Source organism: Brevibacterium sp. UMB1308A, from assembly GCF_030230605.1.
In the GTDB taxonomy this organism is placed as follows: Bacteria; Actinomycetota; Actinomycetes; order Actinomycetales; family Brevibacteriaceae; genus Brevibacterium.
Genome location: NZ_JASPDO010000001.1, coordinates 125,556 through 152,200 on the forward strand (window position 1 = coordinate 125,556; position 26,645 = coordinate 152,200).

Annotated in this window: 25 protein-coding genes and 1 tRNA gene; 15 read left to right on the forward strand and 11 right to left on the reverse strand. The window is 57.1% G+C overall.

Annotated elements, in window-relative coordinates; genetic code table 11:
- Positions 1-7: 7 nt before the first annotated feature.
- Positions 8-2,281 carry a bifunctional alpha,alpha-trehalose-phosphate synthase (UDP-forming)/trehalose-phosphatase gene (locus tag QP868_RS00600; RefSeq protein ID WP_284924569.1) on the reverse strand — a complete coding sequence of 758 codons (2,274 nt, stop codon included), beginning with the start codon at positions 2,279-2,281 and terminating at the stop codon, positions 8-10.
- A 61-nt stretch (positions 2,282-2,342) separates the two neighbouring features.
- On the opposite strand from QP868_RS00600, the gene QP868_RS00605 reads away from it, so the two are divergent.
- From QP868_RS00605 to QP868_RS00625, 5 genes are all read left to right on the forward strand, one after another.
- The gene (locus QP868_RS00605; protein WP_284924570.1) at positions 2,343-4,109 is read left to right on the forward strand and encodes a serine/threonine protein kinase; all 1,767 of its coding nucleotides are present in this window, start codon (positions 2,343-2,345) and stop codon (positions 4,107-4,109) included.
- Positions 4,110-4,189: 80 nt separating this feature from the next.
- Positions 4,190-5,077, forward strand: coding sequence for a DsbA family protein (locus tag QP868_RS00610; RefSeq protein ID WP_284924571.1), 888 nt, complete (start codon positions 4,190-4,192; stop codon positions 5,075-5,077).
- 83 nt (positions 5,078-5,160) lie between these two features.
- Positions 5,161-5,234: transfer RNA gene (locus QP868_RS00615), tRNA-Thr, on the forward strand.
- 192 nt (positions 5,235-5,426) lie between these two features.
- Positions 5,427-6,467, forward strand: coding sequence for an SPFH domain-containing protein (locus tag QP868_RS00620; RefSeq protein ID WP_284924572.1), 1,041 nt, complete (start codon positions 5,427-5,429; stop codon positions 6,465-6,467).
- Positions 6,468-6,517: 50 nt separating this feature from the next.
- Positions 6,518-7,969 (forward strand): NCS2 family permease, encoded by a 1,452-nt coding sequence (locus QP868_RS00625; protein WP_284924573.1) that lies wholly within the window; start codon positions 6,518-6,520, stop codon positions 7,967-7,969.
- A 28-nt stretch (positions 7,970-7,997) separates the two neighbouring features.
- On the opposite strand, the gene QP868_RS00630 is transcribed toward QP868_RS00625, so the two are convergent.
- Positions 7,998-8,825 carry an SGNH/GDSL hydrolase family protein gene (locus QP868_RS00630; protein WP_284924574.1) on the reverse strand — a complete coding sequence of 276 codons (828 nt, stop codon included), beginning with the start codon at positions 8,823-8,825 and terminating at the stop codon, positions 7,998-8,000.
- Between the two features lie 281 nt (positions 8,826-9,106).
- On the opposite strand from QP868_RS00630, the gene QP868_RS00635 reads away from it, so the two are divergent.
- On the forward strand, positions 9,107-10,705 hold the full coding sequence (locus QP868_RS00635) for a threonine/serine exporter family protein (RefSeq protein ID WP_284924575.1): 1,599 nt from the start codon (positions 9,107-9,109) through the stop codon (positions 10,703-10,705).
- On the opposite strand, the gene QP868_RS00640 is transcribed toward QP868_RS00635, so the two are convergent.
- Positions 10,632-11,309, reverse strand: a complete 678-nt coding sequence (locus QP868_RS00640) for a uracil-DNA glycosylase (RefSeq protein WP_284924576.1) — start codon at positions 11,307-11,309, stop codon at positions 10,632-10,634. The genes QP868_RS00635 and QP868_RS00640 overlap by 74 nt on opposite strands.
- 130 nt (positions 11,310-11,439) lie before the next feature.
- Here QP868_RS00640 and QP868_RS00645 point away from each other — a divergent pair, with 130 nt between their 5' ends.
- From QP868_RS00645 to QP868_RS00680, 8 genes are all read left to right on the forward strand, one after another.
- Positions 11,440-12,906, forward strand: a complete 1,467-nt coding sequence (locus QP868_RS00645) for an aldehyde dehydrogenase family protein (protein ID WP_284924577.1) — start codon at positions 11,440-11,442, stop codon at positions 12,904-12,906.
- A 160-nt stretch (positions 12,907-13,066) separates the two neighbouring features.
- Positions 13,067-13,318 carry a DUF3263 domain-containing protein gene (locus QP868_RS00650; protein WP_005881847.1) on the forward strand — a complete coding sequence of 84 codons (252 nt, stop codon included), beginning with the start codon at positions 13,067-13,069 and terminating at the stop codon, positions 13,316-13,318.
- A 3-nt stretch (positions 13,319-13,321) separates the two neighbouring features.
- Positions 13,322-13,930 carry a LytR C-terminal domain-containing protein gene (locus QP868_RS00655; RefSeq protein ID WP_284924578.1) on the forward strand — a complete coding sequence of 203 codons (609 nt, stop codon included), beginning with the start codon at positions 13,322-13,324 and terminating at the stop codon, positions 13,928-13,930.
- Positions 13,931-14,210: 280 nt separating this feature from the next.
- Positions 14,211-14,414 carry a cold-shock protein gene (locus QP868_RS00660; RefSeq protein WP_005881851.1) on the forward strand — a complete coding sequence of 68 codons (204 nt, stop codon included), beginning with the start codon at positions 14,211-14,213 and terminating at the stop codon, positions 14,412-14,414.
- Between the two features lie 194 nt (positions 14,415-14,608).
- On the forward strand, positions 14,609-16,237 hold the full coding sequence (groL, locus tag QP868_RS00665) for a chaperonin GroEL (protein WP_040347628.1): 1,629 nt from the start codon (positions 14,609-14,611) through the stop codon (positions 16,235-16,237).
- A 69-nt stretch (positions 16,238-16,306) separates the two neighbouring features.
- Positions 16,307-17,059, forward strand: coding sequence for a sulfite exporter TauE/SafE family protein (locus QP868_RS00670; protein WP_284924579.1), 753 nt, complete (start codon positions 16,307-16,309; stop codon positions 17,057-17,059).
- Positions 17,060-17,170: 111 nt separating this feature from the next.
- Positions 17,171-17,983 (forward strand): hypothetical protein, encoded by an 813-nt coding sequence (locus QP868_RS00675; RefSeq protein WP_284924580.1) that lies wholly within the window; start codon positions 17,171-17,173, stop codon positions 17,981-17,983.
- Entirely contained in the window at positions 17,983-18,198 is a 216-nt protein-coding gene (locus QP868_RS00680; RefSeq protein WP_005881860.1) for an RNA-binding S4 domain-containing protein, read from the forward strand. The genes QP868_RS00675 and QP868_RS00680 overlap by 1 nt, the downstream gene beginning before the upstream one ends.
- Here QP868_RS00680 and pspAB read toward each other — a convergent pair.
- The 8 genes from pspAB to QP868_RS00720 all read right to left on the reverse strand — a co-directional run bounded on the left by pspAB (position 18,195) and on the right by QP868_RS00720 (position 25,359).
- Positions 18,195-18,773, reverse strand: a complete 579-nt coding sequence (gene pspAB, locus QP868_RS00685; protein ID WP_284924581.1) for a PspA-associated protein PspAB — start codon at positions 18,771-18,773, stop codon at positions 18,195-18,197. The two genes, QP868_RS00680 and pspAB, sit on opposite strands and share 4 nt — an antisense overlap.
- A 68-nt stretch (positions 18,774-18,841) precedes the next feature.
- Positions 18,842-19,753, reverse strand: a complete 912-nt coding sequence (htpX, locus tag QP868_RS00690) for a zinc metalloprotease HtpX (RefSeq protein ID WP_284924582.1) — start codon at positions 19,751-19,753, stop codon at positions 18,842-18,844.
- A gap of 21 nt (positions 19,754-19,774) precedes the next feature.
- Positions 19,775-20,059, reverse strand: a complete 285-nt coding sequence (pspAA, locus tag QP868_RS00695; protein WP_005881866.1) for a PspA-associated protein PspAA — start codon at positions 20,057-20,059, stop codon at positions 19,775-19,777.
- Positions 20,056-20,832, reverse strand: a complete 777-nt coding sequence (locus QP868_RS00700) for a PspA/IM30 family protein (RefSeq protein ID WP_284924583.1) — start codon at positions 20,830-20,832, stop codon at positions 20,056-20,058. The genes pspAA and QP868_RS00700 overlap by 4 nt, the downstream gene beginning before the upstream one ends.
- Before the next feature lie 135 nt (positions 20,833-20,967).
- Positions 20,968-21,258: a WXG100 family type VII secretion target gene (locus tag QP868_RS00705; RefSeq protein WP_284924584.1), complete on the reverse strand. Its 291-nt coding sequence runs from the start codon at positions 21,256-21,258 to the stop codon at positions 20,968-20,970.
- A gap of 164 nt (positions 21,259-21,422) precedes the next feature.
- A complete protein-coding gene (locus tag QP868_RS00710) occupies positions 21,423-22,826 on the reverse strand; it encodes a S1C family serine protease (protein WP_284924585.1) in 1,404 nt (467 codons plus the stop codon).
- Positions 22,823-24,505, reverse strand: a complete 1,683-nt coding sequence (locus QP868_RS00715) for a sensor histidine kinase (RefSeq protein ID WP_284924718.1) — start codon at positions 24,503-24,505, stop codon at positions 22,823-22,825. The genes QP868_RS00710 and QP868_RS00715 overlap by 4 nt, the downstream gene beginning before the upstream one ends.
- A gap of 95 nt (positions 24,506-24,600) precedes the next feature.
- Complete coding sequence (locus QP868_RS00720) at positions 24,601-25,359, reverse strand: response regulator transcription factor (protein ID WP_284924586.1); 759 nt, start codon at positions 25,357-25,359, stop codon at positions 24,601-24,603.
- Between the two features lie 171 nt (positions 25,360-25,530).
- Here QP868_RS00720 and QP868_RS00725 point away from each other — a divergent pair, with 171 nt between their 5' ends.
- Positions 25,531-26,634 carry an EamA family transporter gene (locus tag QP868_RS00725; RefSeq protein ID WP_284924587.1) on the forward strand — a complete coding sequence of 368 codons (1,104 nt, stop codon included), beginning with the start codon at positions 25,531-25,533 and terminating at the stop codon, positions 26,632-26,634.
- The last annotated feature ends 11 nt before the right edge of the window (positions 26,635-26,645 follow it).

Consider the following 26,645-nt stretch of genomic DNA (forward strand, 5'->3'; position numbering starts at 1 on the left):
CTTGCGATTACTGCGCTTGGTGTTGTTCGCGGGCTACTCGCAGGTGGAACAACAGGTCGGTGACATCGGCTGGTGAGTTCACGCGGTAAGTTGCGCGGGTTTCGCCTTCGCCCACCTTGACGGTGACCGCGTTGGGGTTCTGCGCAAGTGCGGCAAACGCGTCTTCGTCCGTGATGTCGTCTCCTACGTAGAGGATTTCCGGGGCCGAGGTCGTTAATTCGTTGACAGCGTCCCCTTTGGTGACGTGGCGGACAGTCAGTTCCAGAATGTCGTGACCGCTGACTTGCCGTACGTGGTTGAAGCGGTTTTGGGTCTGCTGGATGTGTGCGAGAACTTCTTCGCGGAACTCCGGTTTGACGGTTCGCCAGTGGAATGTGCGACCTAAAGGTTTGCGTTCAATCCACGCGCCGGAGTCAGCGAATCTGGTCTCAAATTCCTCGACGCAGTTTTCGAGTTCCTCAAGCGTGGTTTCTTCTGAGTCCGTGAGGTTCACTTGGGTGGCTTCCAGTCCACGTTTACCGGGCAGAACGTGGGCGGTTTCTGAACCGTGTGAGCCGTACATGAGAGTTCCCGCAGGGGGCTCATACACGTTGAACAGGTTGTCCAGATTCCTTCCCGACACGAGCGCTACCCGCGTGTGTTTCAACGCGGACAGAGCTCGCACCTCGGCGGCGGAACCTGGCAGGGGAGCGGACGTGTACGGGTCGTCGACAAGCGGGGCTAGAACACCGTCAAAATCTAACGCGACGGTGAGCCTGGAAGCCTGAGCCAAACGTTCAATAGCCGTTTTCAGGTCTTGAGGAAGGCCACGGGAGTGGTGCGTAGCAGCGTCTTCAAGAGCGTCGAGGAAGTTGCGCGACCACACGTGCACAGTGTCCTTTTCTAAGCGTTTACGCATGAGGCGCATGCGGTGGCGTTGCTCTTTAGGCGGTAGTTCGCACGCCCGCACGATGGTGTTTTTCATGTTGTCGATGTCGTGCGGGTTGACCTTGAGCGCCTGCGTCAGTTGATCGGCAGCGCCGGTGAATTCGCTTAAGACGAGCGCGCCCGTGTCGTCGAGCCTGCACGCGACATACTCTTTTGCAACCAGGTTCATGCCGTCGCGCAGCGCGGTGACAAGGCATACATCGGCGGCGAGGAAAAGAGCCACCATTTGGTCGCGGGGGTATGAGTGGTGCAGATAGTGAACCACCTGGTTGTTCAGGTCTGAAAATTCGCCGTTGATCCGCCCCACGGCGAGTTCAACGTCGTGCCGAATTTGTTTGTACTGCTCGACGCGTTCTCGGCTGGGGGTGGCCACCTGGACCAGAGTCACCGACTCTGGGTTGAGTCGCTTGTCGCGGAGGAGTTCTTCAAACGCTTTTATACGGTGCCTGATGCCTTTTGTGTAGTCCAGGCGGTCCACGCCCAGCATGACGATGTCTGGGTTGCCCAGATCGCGCCTAATTTGGGCCGCGCGCTCAATGATGGCGGGGTCGGCGACCAGTTCTTGGAGAGACTCTGTGTCGACTGAGATAGGGAAGTGCCGCGCAATCGAGGTGTGCCCTGGAACGCCGAGGTCGTCCTGGGCAGGTACGGTGAGTCGCTCGCCGCGGGTGGAAGTGCCGCAGAGGTTCCGGACTGCTGAGCGGAAGTTCGCAGCATCGCTTGGGCGTTGAAAACCGATCAGATCAGCACCTTGGATACCTGTCAGAATTTCTTTCCGCCACGGCAACTGGGAAAACAGTTCCCACGCGGGAAACGGAATGTGGTTGAAGAAACCGATTTTGAGGTCCGGGCGTTTGGCTCTTAAAAGCAGTGGGACGAGTAAGAGCTGATAGTCGTTGACCCATACGGTTGCGTCTGTGGCTGCGACTTCAGCAGCGCGGTGAGCAAAGCGTTCGTTGACATCGCGGTACGCATCCCACCACGTGCGGTGGTATTCGGGAGGCACAATCACGTCGTGAAACAAGGGCCACAACGTCGCGTTGGAGAACCCTTCGTAATAGCGGCGTACCTCAGTTGCTGTGAGAGTCACGGGCACAATGTGGATGCCGTCCTTGTCGAAGGGGTCGAGGTCTTCATCTGGTTGACCAGCCCACCCGACCCACGCGCCGTCAGTGCGTGACATGACGGGGTCTAGTGCTGTGACAAGTCCGCCAGGGGACGTGCGCCACGCAGGCGGATCGACCGAGGTGTCTCGATCGACCGGAAGACGGTTGGCAATGACGACAAAATCGGGGCCCGACTGTGGCGGATCGATCCGCTTCGATTGATACTTACCTTCACCTAACCGTTTCATGTGTCCCTTTCGGAAAGTACGCTCATAACATATTTTAAGGTGTTGGCATAGGCTGGTACGGATGGCTGTTGAACAGTTGGGCAATTATCGCCTCATAGAAGAACTTGGTTCAGGCGGCATGGGTGTGGTCTACCTGGCGGTGGACCCGAACAACAAACCCGTAGCCGTCAAGGTGTTGCACCCTTCTATCGCCAATGATCAAACAGCGCGGATGCGCCTAGCGCGTGAGGTGCGAACCCTTCGACGCATTCAACACCCACGCATTGCCGCAGTCCTCGATGCGGAACTCGAAACCGATACCCCGTATGTGGTGACCGAATTCGTCGATGGCCTCACGCTTTCCGATGACGTACGTGAAAACGGTCCGTTTGCAGAAGACGAACTCGTCCACTTTGGCCACGCACTTTTGGACGCCCTGACCGCGGTCCACAACGCCGGTGTGGTGCACCGTGACCTCAAGCCAGCAAATGTCATGATCATGGACGGCGAACCCATGGTGATCGACTTCGGTATCGCCCAAGCAGCCGACGAAGTCAAGGTGACAGTCACCGGCTTGGTCATGGGAACACCGGGGTACTTGAGCCCTGAAATTGTGGACGGAAAACAGTCCAACGAAAAGACTGACTGGTGGGGATGGGCTGCCACCATGGCGTTTGCCGCAACCGGACACAACCCGTACGGTTCCGGCGGGATCGAAGCCGTAATTGCTCGTGTCGCCTCAGGGCGAGCCAATCTGCAAGGTGTTCCCGAACGCTTCGTTCCCCTTCTGAGGGCATGCCTGGACCCTAAGCCTGAACGACGTCCTTCTGGCCAAATGATCTTGGAAGCACTTGTCGAGATCGAGTCTGGCCAGATGCCAAGTCTGGGCGGTGCCGTTCCAGCACCCCCACCTGCCCCCAACCTCGGCGACACCATGGTGGGTGGGCCCGCAATTCCAGCGCCACCGGACGGAAACGCGGCTTTTGCCGGACAACCAGCGTTCGACAACGGGCCCGCGTTCCCAAACAACGACCTCGGCGCACACAGCCAGGACCGTCATTCTGCCATGGGACTCATGGGGAGCCCACGGCCGGGAGGCCACCCGGTTCAGCAACACGTACCGCCGGCCAACATTCAGCCACCCCCGCAGGATTTCACTCAGCAACCGGCCTACGCGTCTGCGCCGGTTGGGACCCCGCACCCCCAATACAGTTCGCAAAACCACTACGAACAGCCGACGGTGCTGGGACCCCCTGCCTGGGCGTCGAAGCTGTCGGCCTTGACTGTGCTTGCGCTCGTATTGTTGTCGATCGCGCTCACCGCACTGGCACCGATGATCACTTTGGGTGTGGTAATTGTGTGGCAAGTTCTTGCGCGGACGGTAGGAACCATGGTGAAAAGTCACCGCGATCGAATCATGGCAACCGGAAAGGCGAGCGCATCCGGCACTGTGGCACGCACGCCTGTTGCACTTCTGACTGCGGGGCTTTTGACGGCCGTGGGGCTCATTTTGCCGCTCATTGCGGCATGCGCCGTGGCGCTCATGATGTGGTTGGACGTCGCCGGGATCGTGCCACGAGGGTACGCCGAGGAGACCGCGCTTATCGCTGCCGCGAGCGCTGGCGCGGTTGTCATGTGGTTTGGCCCCACTTCGTCGAATCTGCGCCGAGGTTCGCGCCAGATTGCGGCAGTGGCAGTTGGTAAGTCGGCAGTGGGGCATTGGTGTGCAATCGGCTTGGCGAGCGTGCTCGCGATACTGGCGTTGCTGACGGTTGCCAGTGGGGTCGGAGTGACCTGGTGGCCGGTGCAAGACAGCCCGTTTGAGCTTTTGCCGGTAAATGACGCATAGGGAAGTTGTGTCTTCAACCGTTGTGATAATGTGCCCAAGAGCAAGCGAGTGCTCTTGGGTGAAACCGTAGAAGAGGAAAAATGGCCAAAGACCAAGTTGAACGCAGGCAAGCTGCGCGTGAAAAAGCTCGTCAGATTGCGCAAGCTCAGGCCAACAGAGAAAAGCGTGCCAAGACCATCCTGTGGTCGGGGATCGGCATCGTCGTTATCGCTGTTATTGCAGTGATTGTTGTGCTGATCGTTCAGTCATCGCGTCCTGCGGTTGGTCCGGTCTCCATGGTCAATGGTGGAATTACTTTGGCGAAGGGCGACAACGGCGACGTCGCCGTTGCTCACCCGTCGGATAAAGAAAACGTCCCCGAGGGACTGCCGGCATATGACACCGGTAAACAGAAGGACGACGCTGCACATGTCGACGTGTATTTGGACTTCCAGTGCCCTGCGTGCAAGAACTTTGAAGACGCCAACGGTGCCAGCCTCGCGAAACTCATAGAAAGTGGCGACATCACTGTTACGTACCACCCGGTTTCGATCCTCGACGGAGCTTCGGGCGGAAACAAGTTCTCGACCCGCGCTGCCAACGCGTTCATGTGCGCTGCGGATGCGAAGAACGACGACAAACTGGTAGGTGTTCTGCAAGGATTCTTCGCGCAGCAGCCCGAAGAAGGCGGAAACGGCATGGAAGACGACCAGATTCTCGACATTCTCAAGAAAGCCGAAGTCGATCTGGACGCTAAGACTACCGCGCTTGACGAACAGCCAAGTGTGCGCGACTGCGTGACGAACACAGCGTTTGAGAAGTACGTTCAACAGGCCACCAAGACTGCACAAGACCGCGACCTGCAGGGAACTCCGCGCGTTCAGGTCAACGGCGAGGACGTAGAACCCAAGGTGTGGGCGAACCCGCAAGCGTTTGGACGGACCTTGCTTGAAGCGTCCGGCCAGATCGGTGGCGAAAAGAAGAACTAAGCCGGGTAAGCAACCAAATGTGACTTTGGTGCCGGTATTCGGCTAGACTGAATTGGCTTCAGATCAGCTAGGTCTGAAGCAGTGCCTCCTTAGCTCAGTTGGCCAGAGCATCCGCCTTGTAAGCGGAGGGTCGTCGGTTCGAATCCGACAGGGGGCTCACATCGCCCTTCACCAGAAACACCCTCCCTGGTGAAGGGCTTCTGTGTTCCTGAAATGAACGCGTGGCCTTATAACCCGTGCGTGAGCCGTTGAGTCGTTACAGAACCGGCACATGGTTAATCCCTAGATCAGAGGGCTGAATCGTTAGGATAAGTAGAAGAATCACACAAACACGAAAGGCCCGACTCACATGGGATTGCTTGAAGGATTGGGGACAGCACTCGTTGTCTTCGTAATTTTCATCATCGTTATTGCGGTTCTTCTTTTTGGTGGTCTTCGCACTAGCATTTTCTTTACCGTGCGTACTCAGGAAGCCGTCATCGTTGAACGCTTTGGGCGGTTCAAGAAGGTGTGCAACGCAGGGTTAAACACTAAGATGCCGTTCATTGAAACCACAACAAAACCCGTTTCATTGCGCGTCCAGCAGCTGGAAGTCAACATTGAAACGAAAACCCAAGACAACGTGTTCGTTATGGTGCCAGTGGCTGTGCAATACGTGGTGAGCCCCGAATCGGTGCGTGAAGCCTACTACAGCCTGGCCAACCCAGAAGAGCAGATTCGGTCGTACGTGTTCGACACCGTGCGCTCAGCGCTTTCAACTCTGACCCTGGACTCCGCATTCGAATCCAAAGATGACATTGCCTACAGCGTCGAACAGCGTCTGTCCGAATCCATGGCCCGTTACGGATTCCGCATCGTGAACACGCTGGTCACGGACATCTCGCCAGACTCCCGTGTGCGTGACTCGATGAACTCCATTAACGCGGCACAGCGTGACCGTGAAGCAGCCCAGGCCCTCGCCGAAGCTGACAAGATCAAGCTCGTCACACAGGCAGAAGCCGAAGCTGAGTCCAAGCGCCTCCAAGGTGTGGGTATCGCAGCTCAGCGTAAAGCGATCGCAACTGGTATTGCTGAACAGTACGAACTTCTGCGCGAGGTGGGTATTGAAGAGACCGCAGAACAACTTCTGCTCATGACCCAGTACTTCGACACCATGCAGGACGTGGCACGCAACGGGCGCTCCAACGTGCTCCTCCTCCCTAACAACCCAGGGCAGTTGGGCAACCTGAGCGAAGAAATCCGCACCACGCTCCTGCAGGTCAACGCAGTACGCGAAGCCAACGAAAACGCTGAGAAGGCCGCACCTCGGACGCGGAAGGAAGCCCGCCAAAAGTGGGAGAACTACTCTGACAACCTTCCCGACCTCCCTCCGTACAACCCAGAGTCGTAGATCACATTAAACTGATCCAGTGACTGTTTCACTGGACTCTAGGAGGGACGTTGGCCCGCGAAGCGCTTGACCGATTTTTTGAGATCTCTGCTCGCGGGTCAACGGTAGGTCGCGAAGTGCGTGGAGGACTCTCCACGTTCTTTGCAATGAGCTACATTGTTGTGCTCAACCCGCTTATTATTGGAGCCGCCGCCGATTCCACCGGCAAGTTCCTGGGCGGGGGAACCGAACCAAACTTCGCAGCGATCGCGGCTGCCACCTCGCTCATATCCGGTGTTCTGACAATCCTCATGGGGCTGATCGGTAACTTCCCCATGGCGGTGTCGTCATCACTGGGTATGAGCGCTTTTATTACCTTTGGAATTGTCGTGATTCCGGGGATGACCTGGGCCGACGCAATGGGGCTCGTGGTCATTGAAGGCATTATTCTTCTGATCCTGGTTCTCACAGGATTCCGGCAAGCGATCTTCAACGCCGTTCCAGACCAACTGAAAACTTCTATTTCGGTTGGTATTGGAATGTTCATCGCGCTGATCGGAATGATCAATGCTGGTTTTATCGCCAACGCCGGCGGCAACGCACTGCAACTGGGCAACAACGGCTACCTCGTGGGCTGGCCCATGCTGGTGTTCATCGTCACGCTCTTCGTGCTGTTTGTGTTGCACAGCAAAAAAGTGCGTTCGGCGATCCTTGTGTCGATTCTGGGTGCCACCGTGCTCGCGCTCATTGTCGAGGCCATCTTTAAGCCCGGCCCCAAAGTATCCGGTGGCGAAGTCGTCAACCCGAACGGGTGGCAACTCACCGTCCCCACGCTTGACCAAGAGTGGCTGAGCCTCCCAGACCTTTCGACTCTGGGTCACTTCAACCTGCTGGGCTCCTTCAGCTCCGTGGGCATCATTACGGGAGTGCTCATCGTTTTCACGCTGCTCCTCACCAACTTCTTTGACCTCCTGGGCACCATGATGGCCGTGGCAAACACAAGTGGCCTTGCGAATGAACACGGGCAGATCCCGCACTCCAAACGGATCATGGTCGCCGATGCGATAGGCGCGATCGGCGGTGGGCTGGGGGCTACCTCGGCGAACTCCGGATTCATCGAGTCAACCGTGGGTGCCGGGGACGGTGCCCGCACCGGGCTGGCAAATGTGGTGACCGGTGTGCTTTTCTTAGCGACCATCGTGCTGTCACCACTGGCCTCAGTGATCCCGTCCGAGGCGGCCGCACCCACCCTGGTGCTCGTGGGCTTCCTCATGATGCAACAAGTGGTCAAGATCGACTGGGCCAATCCCGAAATCGCAATCCCGGCGTTCCTCACGATCGTTCTCATGCCGTTTTCGTATTCCATCACGAACGGCATTGGGGCGGGATTCGTCACCTTCGTGGTGATGAAGGTGGCGCGCGGAAAGTACCGGGACGTTCACCCACTCATGTACCTGACAGCCGGTATGTTCGTGCTGTACTTTGTCTCCGGGCCACTGCAAGACGCCCTCGGTGGCGCGTAGGGGCGTCCCGAGCGCGTCGCTTTTGCGCCTACCGGATCTGGGAAACCGGAACGTAGTCAGGGTATTTAGGAGTGACTGAGTCTCCAGAGCTCACGCCCTGAATCCGCCTACCAACCCACGGCACAAAGTGCTCGCGAACCCACAAGGCTTCGTGTGCGATCCTTTCACGCACGGGTTTTGCTGGCTGTTTAGGAATTTTGAAACCGCTCTTCTCAGCGGAACGATTCAGCAGGGTCGACAACGCTTTTTCCGCTACCACAGCGTGCCCTTCGCTGCTCAAGTGAATTCGATCTTCGGCCCACATCTGGGGTCGGTAGAGCCTTCGCGTTCCCCACAGGTCTAACATGTAGCACCCGTGACGCTGGGAAATGGTCCACAGATGCGAGTTGTAGATGGCAACGCGGGACCGCAAGGCGCGTAAAAGAGGTGACGCTGCCGAGGTGTCATACCCGTTGCCCATGAGAACCTGGATACCCTCCCTGCGGAGGGCGACGATCGAGTTCTCAATAACCGACGCGAGCTCATCAACCTTGGCGCCTGGCCGCATACAGTCGTTACCACCGGCGACAAATGACACCAGATCAGGTTTAGTGTCAAGCGCAAACGTCAGCTGCACGTCTACGACTTGGTGGAGCACTTTTCCCCGTACCGCCAAATTCGCGTACCGCAATTCCGGAGTCGACAGCGGGCTGTCGCTTAACGCGATTGCGAAACGGTCGGCCCACCCTTTAAATGCATCGCCCTCACCGTCCATGAGGCCTTCTGTAAATGAATCCCCCAAGGCCGCATAGCGGTGGATGAGATCGGCTTGCGGTTCTACTTCGTGTGATGCAGGGTCACGGGTGGGATCTGACATGTTTCCTTCGACCTGTTGGGGTGCGTTCCGTGCCCTCATAATACGACTTTTCAGCCATACCGAGCTTCCCTTGCCCTCCTCACAGGCGACCCTCACGCGATGCCCACCAGGTGTGTAGGCCTCGCTCAGTTAGCGAGTAACGTAGGAGTGTACGATCTGAGACGAAGACGCTCACACACCCCGCCAATCCACGAAAGGAGCACAGTGAACGCGCACCGTCTGCAACTTATGAGACTCACGCATTCATTGCGTTCCTCGGGTGCAGAAAGTGTGGCGTGGGCGTGAGCGAGCAGAAGCCAACAACTCAACCAACAACGCGTGGAGCGGCTCTTCCGCAGTCAGCGTTGAAAACCCAGCCTGTTCCGCAACCCGAACGTAAGTCGCGGGCCCGGAAACTCCTGGCAACCACCTCGGCGCCTCTACGTAAATCCACCCGCAAACGTGCAGAGGACATAGCCCGCCGCACGGTTGAAAAGATCGTCTCCGACCCTTCGCCGCCCACCCAGCCGGTCCCCATTGTTGCCATGCTCAAAGGGACGCCCTACCAGGAGCCCGTCGAAGCTCGCGCTAAAACCGAAGCTGAGGCTCGTCTCATTTTGGATCTCGCGGTAGACCTGGGTGCGATCATGTTGCGCGCAGGGGCGTCGAGTGCTGAAACTGAGCTCGCTGTTATTGCGACCTGTTCAGCCATGGGACTACCCAACGCTGAAGTTGACCTCACAGCTACTTCGCTGACGGTTCACTACTCCGACCCCGACGGCAAACTCCTCACAGTCATGCGCGTGGTGCGGGCGCTGTCCTTGCACTTTGCCAAACTGTCCTCGGTGCATTCGCTCGTCGCTGAAATGGCCAACGGGAAGATCGACTACGAAGAAGCACGTTCCCGGATCGACGCAATCCGAAACCAGAAACGGCCGTACGCCGAATGGGTCGTGACGCTTGCGTGGGGCGTGCTGGTCATGTGCTTCATCAACCTCGTGGGTGGCAACGGTGTCGCCTCAATTCTGGGTTTTGCGATTGCTGTCGCTTCTGACTGGTTCGGAAAAGTTCTCTATCGCGTTAACGTTCCGCCCTTTTTCGTCATCATGGCGCAGTCCACAGTGGCGACTCTCGTGGCGATGGTGACCTACTCATTTGGCCTGATCGCAAGTCCGCAGTACATGGTCGCCGGGGGAATCGTCCTGTTGCTCCCCACGGTGAGCCTGATTTCTGCTGTCCAGGACGCACTGACGGACTTCCCGCTCACGGCAGCGGGAAGGTCAGTCACACTGTTCATGTCATTTGCGGGAATCGTGTCTGGAATTGCCGCAGGTCTGTACATTGGGCGCTTGCTCCAACTGCGTGAAATTGACGTCATCGTCCGCTCCGGTGGGATCGACGCTCTCACAACAATCGTTGCCCTCTTCGCTGCTTTTCTCGTTGCCGCGTGTGGCGCGATTGGCTATCAAGCTGCCAAACGAACCGTTGTGGTTGCCGGGGTTATTGGGCTGATCGGATTCGTGATCCTCGTTGGGCTCATGGTGCTGGGCGTGGGAAACATTCTGGCGTGTTTCGTCGCATCAACAGTGGTCGGATTCCTGTGCCGCCCAGCCGCTTTTAAGCGCGGTGCGCCAGTCATTGTGCTGATGATCCCTACAATTTTCCCGCTGCTCCAGGGCCTGTCGATCTTCTCATCGGTGTACAAAATTGTGGAACCAGAAGAAGCTGTGAGCCTCGCAAACGGTTTGTCCGCTCTGTTTGCGGCGTTGACAGCAAATGCTGCGATAGGCGTGGGGGCGATTCTGGGCGACTTTATTGTGCGCCCGTTTATGAAGCGTCGGGTAAACGCCAAACAACAGGCTCAGAACCCTGATCTCGCAGAATCTGGTTCGCACGACTAAACGGCTTCGACCCAAAAAAACCGCGAGAAGCTGACAAGGGCGACGGATGTGCTGACTCAATCCTGGGAACATCGCCAAGCTCTCGCGCCAACGCCTGCGCTTGCCTGCCCCACAGAATCGCAACCAGCGGACCACCTCGGCGGGCTAAAACCCGGATCGCGTGATCCGTGATGTCCTCCCAACCCGCGCCCCTGTGCGACCCAGGGCTACCCGGCGACACCGTAAGAACCCGGTTGAGAAGCATCACCCCCTGGCGCTGCCACGCCCGCAAGTCACCGTGCGGGGCAGGTTCAACGCCGAGGTCGTCGGATAGTTCGCGGTAAATGTTGGCAAGCGAACGGGGGAGTGGGCGCACGTCAGGGTTCACAGCGAACGACAACCCAATGGGATGGCCCACTGTGGGGTATGGGTCTTGTCCCACAATAAGGACCTTGACATTGGCCAAAGGCTCTTCAAACGCGCGGAAAACAGCGTTGCCTGCAGGAAGGTATCCGCGACCTTGGGCAATCTCAGCGCGCAAAAAGTCGCCCATGTGCGCAATCTTGTCTGCAACAGGTTCCATCGCGTGGGCCCAGTCGGGGGCCATGATGTCAGTCAGAGCCATAACCTCGAGCCTAGTGCAGGGCGCACAGTCGATGTGCGATTTTTGCATGTGACAGACCATGGACTGATGTGTCGAGCGTCACGCAGTATCGCTATGCTGGCTGGGAGGTGTATCCAACGAAAGGATCGACATGGCTGATTTCCCTCAGGCGCAAGACTGGAAGATGTTCATCGGTGGCGAATGGGTTGACGCGGTTGACGGAAGCCGCGCAAACGTCATCACCCCAATCGACCGCAACCAGGTCATCGCAACTGTTCCTAACGGAAAAGCTGAAGACGCTGACGTGGCCGTCAAAGCAGCCCGCGCTGCCTTCCCAGCATGGTCGCAGCTGCACTTCAAAGAACGCCAGAAGCTACTCACCCAGTGCGCCGATGCACTGGCAGAAGCATCTGAAGACCTTGCTCAGCTCACTGCCCTGGACACCGGGAACGCAGTCCGTACCCAAGCGCGCCCAGAAACCAACATTCTGGTCGACCTGTTCCGCTACTTTGGTGGAGTCGCAGGTGAAGTGAAAGGCAACACCCTGCCAACCGGGCCAGACCAGCTGCAGTTCACCAAGCGTGTGCCTCTCGGCGTGGTGGCAGGTATTCTGCCGTGGAACTCACCGCTCATGATCGCAGCGTTTAAGACCCCTGCTGCCCTGGCCGCAGGAAACACCATCGTTCTAAAGTGTGCCGAAGACGCACCGCTCACCATTCTGCGGATGGCCCAGATTATTGGCGACATCCTTCCTGCCGGAGCTCTCAACGTTGTGACCGGTAAGGGATCGGTGATCGGTGAAGCCCTGACCCAGCACCCAGACGTTGACAAGGTGTCGTTTACAGGCTCCACTGGCGTTGGTCGCCACGTGGCCGAGGTGGCAGGCGCCCGGCTCGCTCACTCCTCCATGGAGTTGGGCGGTAAGAGCCCCAACATTGTGTTCCCGGACGCAATGTCTGATGAGGTTCTGGACCAAGTGCTTCTGTCTACCCGGTTTGCACGTCAGGGGCAGTCCTGCACCATGGGGTCGCGTCTGTTCATCCACGCTGACATTTACGACGAATTCTTGGGCAAGCTCGTCGAGCGCATCAAGGGCATGAAGGTCGGTGACCCGCGCGATGAGTCGTCCGACATCGGCTGTGTCATCAACGAAAAGCAGTACAACCAGATTGCACAGTACATTGAAATCGGGCGCTCCATGGAAGGTGTGGACGTCGCATATGACGGCAGCGACTCCCTGGAAGTCGGGGAACCTGGTTTCTACCACGCACCTGTTGTGTTCGCTAATGCGAAGAACGACTGGCAAACCAGCCGCGAAGAAATCTTTGGTCCAGTTCTTTCGGTGATCCGTTTCGAAACCGAAGAAGAAGTCGTCGCCATGGCAAACGACTCCGACTACGGCCTTGCCGCATACGTGTTCACCAAGGACATCGACCGCGCACTGCGGGTGGCCAACGCGATCGAATCCGGCTGGGTCCAGGTCAACCAAGGCGGTGGCCAGCAGGTCGGACAGTCCTACGGTGGCATGAAGACCTCCGGTTTTGGGCGTGAGGCCTCACTGGAAGGCATGCTCGAAGGTTTCACCCAGATCAAGCAGATCAACGTAGCGATTCGCTGAACCTGACCCGCGGACACCTGCCCTCTGAGAGGCGGGTGGGAACGACCTCGGCGTGATAGAAACGGGAGTGCACAGCGCTCCCGTTTCTGCTTCCCTCGAAGTGTCTGAAACGCTGGGAGGGTAATGGTGGGTAGAATAGCGCGCAGTGAAGGAAGGTGACATGGAATCTGAACAGCTAAGCGAACTCGAGCAGAAGGTGCTCGAATTTGAGCGGCAGTGGCACACCCTTGGCGGTGTTAAAGAACACGCGATTCGTGAACAGTTCAACCTGAGTTCGACCGGATACTTTCAGATTCTCAACTCGCTTTTAGACAACCCGCATGCCTATGCGCAAGACCCTATTTTGATCAAACGTCTCCGTCGGATCCGCGATGGACGCCAACGTGATCGAGCACAGAGGATGGCCCGTTAAAACATGACCAAGTACCCACCAGACGAATTCGACTCCATCGTTCCGTCGGGACGTAAAGGAGCGCACCGTCGCCAATCGAGTGGTATGAGTCAGACAGCGGCGATTTCGCTGATCGCCGTTCTGGCGGTCGTCGCTGTTGTTTTGGTGATCGGGGCGGTGCGGATCATTGGATCTTCTGCGGTTGACCCAGAGGAACAGGTCGCTGGTCCTGGCAATAGCGAAACCGCAACCCCAGAGCCGTCGGAGACTTCGGTCAATGTGAAGGAGCGTTCGGGAACCGTGCAGGTTCTCAACGCTTCAGGCGTGACCGGAGCGGATAAGACGGTTGCAAAGAAGATCGAAGACGCCGGTTGGTCGGATGTGAAGACGGAACGTGGGCGGTCTTCGTCATCTACTTCAGTTGTGTACTACGCGGACGGTTTTAAAGACGAAGCTCAAGCTCTCGCCGAGGTCGTTGGTGCAGAGGACGTGAAGTCTAGTTCCAAGTACAGCACTGACATCACGCTGTTGCTGAACTCTGATATTGCAAAGGGTTTGGCGTCAGATGAGCCCAGTGCCGAGGCGACTGACGGAGCCAGTGAAAACAGCGAGGAAGTTGGCGCCGACGAATAATCGCTGTGGTTGTGTACTGCTGATGTACACGCCGTGCTGAAAAAATTTTCCTGTGCATTTTCATACGATGATCGGCATTTATCGTTGTGATTGCGTCGAAAATCTCGGTTTTATTGTTGTTTTGCGTCTCTGGTCTCATGTTTTCTGAGTGCACGCTTATGAGTGCGTGAACTGGCGCAACATAAATACGCTGCGACCTGCAAAAACATGCGTTAAAGCTCGGTAGGATCGGGAGTGCTACACACGTACGCAACGATGCAATACACAACTGGAGAAGATAATGACGCAGGGAACGGTCAAGTGGTTCAACGCTGAAAAGGGCTACGGATTTATCACCGTTGACGGCAGTGACCAGGACATCTTCGTGCACTACTCGGAGATCCAAATGGATGGGTACCGTTCGTTGCAAGAAGGCCAGCAGGTTGAATTCAATGTGGGCCAGGGCGACAAAGGGCCACAGGCTGAAGGTGTTACACCACTCTAAAGAGAATTTCAGGCACCTAAAGCACTCTGCATTTGCACTCGATGGTGGAGAGTGCTAAATCTAGACGTGGCAAGCACTGAGTGCAGATGAGGGTTTGTTGAACCGAAGAAAGGAATCGGTTGAGTAAACCCCGCCGTCGCGGGCTCTGTACAACGTGAACACAAGCCACCCGCACAGGGAGGATGCTCGCCACTATGGCAAAGCTCATTGCATTTGACGAAGAAGCTCGTCGTGGCCTCGAGACTGGTTTGAACACCCTGGCTGACGCAGTCAAGGTGACGCTGGGACCTCGCGGTCGCAACGTTGTGCTGGAAAAGAAGTGGGGCGCACCGACGATCACCAACGACGGTGTCTCCATTGCTAAAGAAATCGAGCTCGAAGACGCGTACGAAAAGATCGGCGCCGAGCTGGTTAAGGAAGTAGCTAAGAAGACTGACGACATCGCCGGTGACGGAACTACTACCGCTACCGTTCTCGCTCAGGCTCTGGTACGCGAAGGTCTGCGCAACGTCGCAGCCGGTGCTGACCCGCTGAGCCTCAAGCGCGGAATCGAAAAGGCTGTCGACGCAGTTACCTCGGTTCTTCTTGAAAACGCTAAGGACGTCGAAACCAAGGAGCAGATCGCTGCTACCGCTGGTATTTCGGCTGGTGACCCTGCAATCGGTGAACTGATCGCTGAAGCTATCGACAAGGTCGGTAAAGAAGGCGTTGTTACCGTTGAAGAATCCAACACCTTTGGTCTTGAGCTCGAACTCACTGAAGGTATGCGCTTCGACAAGGGCTACATCTCCGGATACTTCGTCACTGACGCTGAACGTCAGGAAACGGTCTTGGAAGACCCTTACATCCTGATCGTCAACTCCAAGATCTCGAACGTGAAGGACCTTCTGCCGGTTCTCGAGAAGATCCAGCAGTCTGGTAAGCCACTGCTGATCATCGCCGAGGACGTTGAAGGTGAAGCACTTGCAGTTCTGGTTGTGAACAAGATCCGCGGAACCTTCAAGTCGGTTGCTGTTAAGGCTCCTGGCTTTGGTGACCGTCGTAAGGCTCAGCTGGCTGACATTGCGATCCTCACCGGTGGTCAGGTCATCGCAGAAGAAGTGGGCCTCAAGCTCGAAAACGCGACCCTTGACCTCCTGGGTACCGCACGCAAGGTCGTTGTCACCAAGGACGAAACCACCATTGTGGAAGGTGCCGGAGACTCCGACGAAATTGCTGGTCGCGTAGCTCAGATCCGCCAGGAGATCGAAAACTCGGACTCCGACTACGACCGCGAGAAGCTGCAGGAACGTCTGGCGAAGCTCGCTGGCGGTGTTGCAGTTATCAAGGCTGGCGCTGCTACCGAGGTTGAGCTCAAGGAACGTAAGCACCGCATTGAGGACGCTGTCCGCAACGCAAAGGCTGCCGTTGACGAAGGTATCGTCGCCGGTGGTGGTGTTGCTCTGATCCAGGCCGGCAAGAAGGCGTTTGACTCGCTCTCACTGGAAGGTGACGAAGCAACTGGTGCGAACATTGTGAAGGTTGCTATTGACGCACCTCTCAAGCAGATCGCAACCAACGCAGGTCTGGAACCAGGCGTTGTAGCTGAAAAGGTCCGCGGTCTGGAAGACGGCCACGGCCTCAACGCAGCAACCGGCGAATACGTCGACTTGCTTGCTGAAGGAATTAACGACCCTGTCAAGGTGACGCGTTCGGCACTGCAGAACGCTGCATCGATTGCAGGTCTGTTCCTCACCACCGAAGCAGTTGTGGCTGACAAGCCTGAACCAGCTCCTGCGGTTCCGGCTGACCCAACCGGTGGCATGGGCGGCATGGACTTCTAATCTAGTCGCTTAGCTCAAATGTGGCCCTCTGCCGTACGGCAGAGGGCCACATTGGGTTACAGTGGGCAAATGACTCTCGCCATATTTGTGATCTGCACTACCGCTTTTGTGGGCGCTCTTTTACAGCGGATGGCAGGTATGGGATTTGCGCTGGTTTCTGGACCGTTTATTGTTCTTGTCTTGGCCCCGATTCCCGGTGTTGTCCTGGTGAATATTCTGGGCGCGGTGTCGTCCGTGATTGTTTTTTCCCGTACGTGGCGCAATGTGCATTGGAAGCAGTCGGGTGTGCTCATCGCTGGGGCTTTAGCGGGCACGTTTCCGGGTGCTCTGCTGGCCAATAGTATGCCGACGTCGTGGCTCAACGTTTTCATTGGCGTGTTGATTGTGGGGTCGCTTGCGACGTCCCTATATTTGAGTCGGATCTTTGACCCCATCAAGTTTTGTTCACGCAACGCGTTCCTGTTTGGGCTGGGCTCGGGTGTCATGAATGCGTCGGCCGGCATGGGCGGGCCGTTCTTGAGTTCGTACGCAGTTCTCACCAGGTGGCAACAGGTGGCGTTTGCCGCATCAATCCAGCCGGTTTTCATCACGATTGGCGCAGCTTCGGTTGCGAGCAAACTGGTTTTGGAAGAGGCGGCGTGGCCGCAATTGGCGCCCGAGGTGTGGGTTGCGGTGGCTGTGTCTTTGCTGGCTGGTCAGGTGGCAGGTGATTTCGGTGCGCGTAAGGTTCCGGTGCAGCTTTCTCGTGTGGTCATGTTGTCATTGGCGATGCTGGGCGGAATTCTCACGATCATTAAGGGCGTGAGCGAGTTAGTGGGCTAGGCGGCGCAGTCAGCTACTAGGCGAGACTTCCGGTGAGACTCAGCTGGTATTCAGAGTGATTCGCGATAATGTTGGCACTCAACAAGGGTTTTACCCCGTGAAAGGTTTTGAATGCTTTTCGTGTTTCTTATCGTGCTTGCTGTGACTTTTGCAGGCGCGTTTATGATCCAAAAATCCAATAGACAGCAGGAACAGGCTCGTGCGCAGGCAGCTTTAGAAGCAGTAAAGAAAACAGCTCACGAAGATGTGACTGAGTTTGGTGAAGAAGTCGCGTACTTGGACACTATTACTGCTGGTGTTGAGCTCGATGAAGGCGGTCGTCAGGACTACCAACGCGCTTTGAACGCGTATGAGACGGCAAAAGAAACATTGGACCGGGTGAAGGATCCGGACGCGATTAAACATGTCACGGAAGCACTCGAAGACGGCCGGTACGCGGCTAGTTGCGTGCGGGCGCGCGTTGATGGGAAGCCTCTCCCTACCCGCACCCCACCATGTTTTTTCAACCCCCAACATGGCCCCAGTGTCGAAAACGTCGATTGGGCACCCGTAGGAGGGCAACCTCGGCCGGTTCCGGTGTGCGCCGCTGATGCAGAACGTGTTGCGGTGGGCGCGGAGCCTGCAGCTCGCAAGGTCACAACGGCAGATGGCTACACGCGGCGGAACTACTGGGAAGCTGGTCCGTCTTATGCCGCGTATAACCGGGGGTACTTCAATTCTTATGCGGGTTCCGGGTTGCTTCCGGGAATGCTCTTGGGTGCCATGATGTTTGGTGGCGCTCATAATTTTGACGGTTCGTACGCGGACGGTTTCAACGACGCGATGAATGGTGACGCCGGTGGCGCAGATGCCGGTAGCGACTTCGGGGGTGGCGACTTCGGAGGAGACTTTGGTGGCGGCGACTTCGGAGGCTTTGACTTCTGATGGAGAAGCTAGAGATTCGCGACGACACCATCAAACTTGGTCAAGCCCTCAAACTGCACGGGGTCGCTGAGGACGGCTTTATGGCCAAAGAGATGATCCAGGGTGGGGACGTGACGGTGAACGGTCAGGTTGATACCCGCCGAGGTGCCACCCTGAGAATCGGCGATGTAGTGAGTGTCGCTGGGGTTGAGTTCGAGATCTCGGGTCGCGGTTAACTGTCTGTCATCCCGGGAGCGTCCCACAGGGGCGACCATTTGGACGTGTCGTTTTCCATGGGAAGATCAGAACCGATTGCCGCTTTGAGGTTGAACTCTACAGCCGTGTCTCGAACGTTTTTGCCCGTTTGGACGAACGGGTAGAAGGTTCCTCGTTTATACAAATACACGATTGCGGCGTTCTGGCCGTTTGAGTCGCGGAAGTACGTGGAAGAGCACAGTAGCATTGGCCCGAACCCTTGGTTTTCGAGTGCTGAGTTGATGGCGTGCACGTTTGTCATAAGCCGCGACATGTCACGGTCTTCATCGCGTACCACTTGCCACGTGTACCCGAATTCGTCTGCTTCTTGCCGAACGCTGGTGGCGTTGTCCATTTTGATGAGGTCGACACTTTCGCGTTCTGCTTGCGCAATTGCGGCACCCTCCATGGCGCGGAATGCGACAGCTGCGACGCCAGTGGGCCTGAAGTCGGTTGACACTTCGAGTGTGAGTGCTGCGCCTGGAACTGCGAAGAGGTTGTCGAGCTGTGGCTTTTTGGGCTTGCTACGGCCCATGAGAGCGTCAAAGAATCCCATATGTTGCCCTTACTTGGTTGCGATCGAGCGTGTGCTGTGTGCGCTGTTCATGCGGAGCGTGTGCCCGTTTATTGAGGACGTGACAGCTGTGTCGAAATTTTGCTCAGCTGTTCAAGGCGCTGTTCAAGTGACGGGTGGGTGGAGAACAGTTGCTTCACCGATTTACCGTTGACCGCCGGCAGGAAGGCCAAGTGGTTCGCAGCTCCTTGCGCACGGAGGTCCTGTGTTGGCACGGTGGTCATTTGTCCGCTGAGTTTTGTCAGGGCCGAGGCGAGGGTCGACGGGGCGCCGGTGAGAAGAGCGGCCGCGCGGTCGGCTGCGAGTTCGCGGTGGCGGGAAAGAACCCGAATGAGAAAGAAACTGAGCACGTACACGATGGCACCTACTGCCATCAGGCCCAAGAGCACCAAAGCGCTGTTGTTGTTACTTGAACCGCGGTAGCGTGTGTAGAAGCCCATGCGGACCAAGAGCCCTGCGACGACACCTGACACACCTGCGATTGTCATGACGGTGACGTCGCGGTGAGCGACGTGTGACAGTTCGTGAGCGAGAACGACTTCGACTTCTTTGGGTTCAAGTGTTTGTAGCAACCCTTGCGTGACACAGACTACGGAGCGTTGCGGGGAGCGCCCTGTAGCGAAGGCGTTAGGCACCGGCGAGTTCGAATATGCGACGCGTGGTTTAGGGGAGTCGGCCAGCTGGCACAGCCGGTCCACGATCGCGTGCAGTTCTGGTGCTTCCTGTTCTGAGACGACCCGTGCGCGCATGGCGCGGAGCGCGATCGAGTCAGAAAAGTACCACTGGAAAAAGAAGGCTCCCACACTGATGACAAGAGCGATGACAACACCGGCTGGGCTACGTCCCAGGACGTACCAGATGCCTAAAATCAGAATGACGTAGATCAGCCCGTTGAGGAACAGTGCCGTGCCCATTCTGAAGTTCAGACCACGGTCTTTGACAAAGCGCCCACGCGCAGACACGGGAGCCTCCTTTATGTGGTTTTAGGACAGGTCGGGGATGAACCCTTCGCCTGTCAGTAGTTCATCGATGTCTTCGAGATTTGCGTCGGCGTAAGGAATCACGATGTCAGACGGCCCCAGATAGTCCTCGTCTACAGGGGTGGCGTGTTCCAAAACGAACTCACGCAAGCGTGTGAGCGCGTCCTGGACGTGCGCGAGGTCCTTGTCGGCGACTGCTTTTTCCACTTCGTTGTCATAGGTTTGAAGCTGCTCTTCGTCGACGTCGGCCACATTGAACTGGCCTTCGCCCATCACGCGAATAATCACTTCTGTTCTCCCTTAACGTCGTCGACCTGAGCATCCTGTGCTTCTTCCAACTGCGGGCGCGCTGAGTTGTTGGAAGCTGGCAACGAGTCACGCATCCGAGCGAGTTCAGTTTCGACATCCGAGTCACTCGACAGTTGAGCAAGCTGACGGTCAATGTCGTCGTTCGGTCCTGCGGTCACGTCGTCGAGGGCACCGCTGGCGATGAGTTCGTCAACGGCTCCAGCCCGCGCCTGCAGTGCTGCCGTCTTGTCTTCAGCGCGCTGAACAGCGAGTCCAACGTCACCGAACTCTTCGGAGATTCCGCTGAATGCTTCACCGATCTTGCTTTGAGCTTCAGCCGCGTTGTAGTTGGCCTTGATGGTTTCTTTGCGGGTACGGAAGGACTCCACCTTGCTCTGTAGGCGCTGCGATGCGTTGACGAGCTTCTGTTCTTCAGCCTGGAGGTTCTGGTGCTGAGACTGGAGGTCGGCAATTTGCTGGTTGAGGCCAGACTTGCGAGTCAACGCCTCACGAGCCAAGTCTTCACGACCCATTTCCATCGCCTTCTGCGCCTGGCCCTGCAATTTGTCCTGCTGCTGTTCGAGCTGGCCAATCTGCAGTTCCAAACGCTTACGGCTTGTTGCAACATCGGCTACTCCGCGACGAACCTTTTGGAGCAGTTCGAGCTGTTTTTGGTATGAGTAGTCAAGTGTTTCGTTAGGGTTTTCGGCCTTGTCCAAAGCCTTGTTGGCTTTAGCGCCGAAAATCATCGCGATGCGCTTAAAGATGCTCATGAGTGGATGTCTCCTTGGTCACCAGTTTGACCGTTAATATGGTCGATTCGTCCATCTCTAACCCTACTTGGTTCGGCTGTGAATTTCTTTAGTGAGATGACCAAGAAGACATGCCATTTGTGCGCATGTCACGCACTATGCGCTAAACATTCTCATATTGGAATTTTCGACATCTGAGTACTGGGTTCCTGCCGTTTGGAGTGCATCCCGGATCTTCCCAAGAGATTCGTGGACGCGCCGTTGGACACCTTCCCACTCTTTTGCGACCGTCTGAAAGTTCTGGGCAGCGCCACCCTTCCAGCTGTCTGCAAGAGAGTTCAAATGAGCCATCAGGGCGTCAGTTTCAGTGCTGAGGGTCTCTACACTTTTGTTCGCCATGCCGGCAGCAGAGATGACCCGTTCTGAATCGACTTCGAAGTATGACATTGTGTTCCTTTCTGGAGTTCACGCCTTTGTGAAACCGGCGTCTTTTCACAATGAACCACAATCGACACAAAAGAAACGGGGGAGAGGAGGCGTGTGGATAAGCGCAAAGCGTCCACAGAACTGTAACCACTCAGTGACGAGGGTTATCCACAGCGCTCCTGTACCTATTTCGCGGCGAGGGTGACGTTGATGTCTGTGGGGTGACCGCCTCGGATGATGGTGAGTTTGACCGTGTCACCCTCCTTTTTTGAACGTGTGAGGGCCTGGAGGCTCACGGCTCCGTTGACCGGGGTGTCGTCGAAAGCGACGATGTGATCGCCCTTGTTGAGCCCACCTTGATCAGCCGGGGACCCGCTGTCCACATCGTCAACGACAGCTGAACCGACCGTCACTCCGCTCCTGGACACCTCGCCGGAGGTAATTTTGACGCCCAAGAACGCGTGTTGTGCATGACCCGACTCAATGAGTTGGTCAGCGATCCAGGTCGCCTGGGCAATCGGAATGGCGAATCCAATGCCGATCGAACCTGCCTGACCGCTTTCGGCAGTGCCCGGCAAGGCGGCTGCGGAACTGTTGACGCCGATGACTTTTCCGGCTCCGTTGACCAGCGGACCGCCCGAGTTTCCTGGGTTGATCGCCGCGTCGGTTTGGATCGCGTTCGTGATTGTGGCGACTTCAGGTTGGTCGCTCTTGCCTGGGTTGGAGGTGGCTACCGGCCGGTTGAGGGCGGAAACAATCCCTGTTGTCACGGTGTCGGCCAACCCTAGCGGATTTCCCAAGGCCATAACAGGTTCGCCTACTTTGAGGGCATCCGAATTGCCCACAGGTAGCGCGTCTACACCTTGGGGGACATCTTTCATTTTCAGAACGGCCACGTCGGTTTCTGGGTCGCGACCAACAATGCTTGTGGCGACGGTAGCTCCGCTACGGAACACTGCTTTGACTTCGCCACCTGCGGAGTCTCCGCTTGCAACAACGTGGTTGTTGGTGATGATGAACAGGTCGTCGCTGTCCTTGTGTTTGTACACGAACCCGGAACCAAGCTCGCCAATCTGTCCATCGCGACCCACCTGAATGGCCACGACGCTCTTCGCTGCGTCGGCAGCGATCGTTGCCCAGTCGGGAACCTCGGTAGTCTTGATTTTTTCGTCTGCGGTGGAGGTCTCTTGTGCCGAAGACGAGCTCTGCAGCGACTGGAGGGCGTACGTGGCGCCGGCGCCCAGACCACCAGCAAGAAGGGCCGCTACTGTCGCGATCGCAATGACGCCGCCCCATGAGGGTCCCTTGCGCTGTTTGTTGGCCGGGGTAGGGGCCGAGGTGGCCCAAGGCTGAGGTGTGGCGGCTGTTGGTGCGGGGGTGGGTCCAGAAGCTATGCCGTAGGAGTTCTGGTGGCCGTAGGTGTCATAACCGGAACTCTGTTGAGCCGTTGGGGCCTGCTGGGATTGCGGCTCCGTGGGTTGGGGCTGTTGCTGAGGTGCCGTGGGCTGATGAGGCTGCGGTCCCGCCGGCGGGAACGTGCGTGGGAAGGAAGGGTCATCAGAGCCTGAACCGAACTGGTTGTTACTCACTGTTGTTCCTTTCTGGGTTCTTCCGGCGGGATGGGGAGGTCGACGCGGAAAGTTGCGCCGCCACCTGGTGTGGGCTGAACCGAAATTTTTCCGTGGTGTGATTCGACGATTGCTTTGACGATCGAGAGTCCTAAGCCGGACCCTCCCGTGTCGCGGGTGCGAGAGGCGTCGAGACGGTAGAACCGTTCAAAGATGCGTGGAACGTCTTCGGGGTCGATTCCGTCGCCGTGGTCGCGGACTTCAAAGCGCACGCGTCCGGCTGGGAAGCCTTTGAGATTGTCTGACACCTGAACACCCATTGTGTTGACGTCAGGGGTGATGGCGTGGTCGGACTGGTCGGTGAGTGGTTCGCGTTTAAGGATGCGGTTGGTGAGCGCTTTTGTGCGAGCGAGTTGCGAGCCCTTTTCCTTGTTGCTCTTGTCCTTCCCGGCTTTTTCTTTTCCTGCTTTGTCCTTGTTGCCTTTACTGCCCTTGTCCTTGCTACCTTTGTCGACGACGTGTTCGGGGCTGGGCACGGGAATGCCCACGATTCCTACAGCGAATTCGATCGCAGTGCCGGGTGGCGTGTGACGGACCGCGTTTCCTGCGAGGTTGACGATGACTTGACGCAGTTTTGATTCCGCGCCGTAGATTTTGGGAACGGGTTTTGCGTCGGTGCCGTCCAGAGCGATGAAACTGATGTCGCGGTCGGGTGCTTGCGCGGCTGCGTCGGCAGCCGCGTCCCGCACAATACCGCCGAGGTCGACCCAGCCGGTCTCGACCGGCCGCCTTTCGTCGAGGCGGGCCAGCGTGACCAGGTCTTCGACGAGAACCCCCATGCGCTTGGCTTCAGCTTCAATTCGGCTCATGGCCTGGCCAATCATCTCGGGATCTGTCACGGCACCTTGTCGGTACAGTTCGGCATATCCACGAATGGTGACGAGCGGGGTGCGTAGTTCGTGTGACGCGTCAGAGACGAATTGGCGGATTCGGTTTTCGCTCCGGCGACGACTGTCGAACGAGTCTTCGATGTGCCCCAGCATGGTGTTGAGGGCAGCGGAGAGGCGTCCCACCTCGGTGTTGCGAGGATACTCGGGAACACGTTGGGAGAGATCCCCGTCAGCGATGCGTGAAGCTGTTTTCTCGATTTCTTTAAGAGGCCGGAACGTGTTGGTGATGGCGAAATAGCCCACGCCTGCCACGATTGCTAACGCCAGCATGCCGATTCCCACGATCGTGTTCTGGGTGTATTCGCTAATGCCGTCAATGTCGCGGTCAAAGGGCACAGCAATTGCTACGACGATGTCGGAGTCTTGGACGTGAAGAGCCAACACGCGCCACTGTGATTTGGTGCCCGGAACGCTGAACGGCTGGCCCTGCATTTCGCTGACTTTTTGTTGATCGATGGTAGGCAGGATGGGCACGTTGGTTTCGGACGGCGCTAGGGGTGATCCGATTTCTTGACCGTCGTGGGTAAAGAACTGCACGTAGTAGCTGCCCGGCAAGAGTCTGCGAACTGATTCGCTGGTTTCTGACCGAGGTTTGATGGGAGACGGCGTCAACACCTGTTCGGCTGCCTGGATGGCGAGTGCCTGCGAGGCGTTGACGAGCCTCTCATCTGTGCGTTCAATAAGGCTGGCGCGCAGGTTCTCTAGGGTCCACGCCCCTGTTCCTGTAAGGACCAGGGTCATGAGTGTCATCATGATGGTGAGCAGTTTGGTCGTGAGTGACCAACTGTCCCAGAAGGGCGCTTTGCCCGAGTTGCTGTGGCGTGCCGTGGGAGACGGGGCCACGTTTACTTAGATTCGGGTGTACGAAGCATGTAGCCGACCCCACGTTTGGTCTGGATCATGGGAGTCCATTCCATGTCGATAGGGTTGCCAGCTTCGTCGGTTTCTGGCGCGACGTCGATCTTGCGACGCAGGTACGAAATGTAGGATTCGACGATTCCGGTGTCTCCGCCAAAGTCGTACTCCCATACGTGGTCCAGAATCTGTGACTTGGAAAGCACGCGGTTGGCGTTGAGCATGAGGTAGCGCAGGAGCTTGAATTCGGTGGGGGAGAGGTCGATGTAGATGCCTGCGCGTCGAACTTCGTGCGTGTCGTCGTCGAGTTCGAGGTCCCCAGCGTTGAGAACCGCGTCATCTTCTTCGTCGAGTGCGTGGGTGCGGCGCAGCACAGCACGGATTCGTGCCACGACCTCTTCGAGGCTGAACGGTTTGGTGACGTAGTCGTCGCCACCTACCGTGAGCCCGGTGATTTTGTCCGAGGTGTCATCGCGTGCGGTGAGGAAAACAACCGGCATGTGCTTGCCGGCTTGGCGTAAGCGCCGTGTGACGGTGAATCCGTCCATGTCGGGGAGCATGACGTCGAGAACCAGAAGGTCTGGGTCGTTTTGTTCAGCCAGGCGCAGCGCGTCTGCACCGTTGGCGGCTGAAACAACATCGAAGCCTGCAAAACGCAGGCTGGTGGAAAGAAGTTCGCGAATGTTTGGTTCGTCGTCAACGACGAGCAAGGTAGCTTCGACGTCGGAGGTGTCATGCTGAGTAGTCATGTATCCAGTGTGCGCTTCGATTCTGGATGTTTCCTGGATTTAACCTGCATGTGAAAGTGGCCTTCATCACACTTAGCAATTGCGCTTGCGAGACGCTCTTGACCTTATAAATAGCGGTCTGCTCCAATATCGCTAAGCTTTCGCTTTCTTTTACACGTGAGGGGGTATGCGATGACGACACGACCAACGCTGTGGGGTTTTATTCTCACTCTTATTTCTGTTGTGGCCTTTGCCTTGGCGGCACCAATTGCTAAGACCATGTATGCGTCTGATTGGTCGGCTGGTGGTGTGACGTTTGCGCGTCTGACCGGGTGTTCGGTCCTCCTCACGGTCCCCGCTCTGTGGGCTATGCGCGGAAAGTGGCATAACCTCAAGGGCAATTACATGCGCGTCATCATGTACGGCGTGATCACCATGGCAGGTGTGCAACTGTTGTTCTTCCTGGCGGTTGAGCGTCTCAAGCCGTCCATTGCCCTGCTCTTAGAGATGACTGCCCCCATTCTGATCGTGCTCTTTTTGTGGGTTCGAACTCGCGTGAACCCTGCCATCGCCACTCTGGTGGGAATGGTGGTGGCCATGGCAGGTGTGGTCATTGTTTTGGACCCCCGAGGTGCCACCTTGGACATGCTGGGTGTTCTGTATGCGCTGGCTGCAGCAGGGTGTTTGGCAACGTTCTTTGTAATGTCCGCCCGTTCCGATATGGGTATTTCTCCTGTCCCGCTCCTGGCGTTCGGAATGGGAGTAGGCGCGATCGTCGTTGGGATTGTGTGCGCGGTGGGTCTCGTGCCGTTCAAGGTTGCCTATGACCCGGTGACGGTCGCGCATTTCACGATTCCGTGGTGGGCAGGCGTTCTTGCAATTGTGGCCGTGACCATTCTTGCGTATGTGACTGGTGTGATTGGGTTGCAACTGATCGGTGCCACGGTGGGTAGCTTCTTGAACCTGCTGGAAGTTCCAGCGTCAGTTGTGGCTTCGTGGTGGATGCTGGGCGACCTGCCCACATATGTGCAGCTGTGCGGTGGAATTGTTGTTTTGGCTGGAGTCGTGTTCGTTAAGTTGGGCGAAAACCAGCAAACGAAACGCGAACGTGTACGGATCGAAGACATCGACCCTGCGACCGGTCAAATCCCGGTGATCGTGGAAGAGCCAGACGAGGACGAACCGGAACCAGACGAGGAACAGTCGCGCACTTCTGCCGCCACCTCCCCTTCGCAGGCCAACCCTGCTGACACCTCGGCCGAGGTGGCTTGTAAGAGTCCGTGCACCGAAAGTTAGTCCCGGGACGA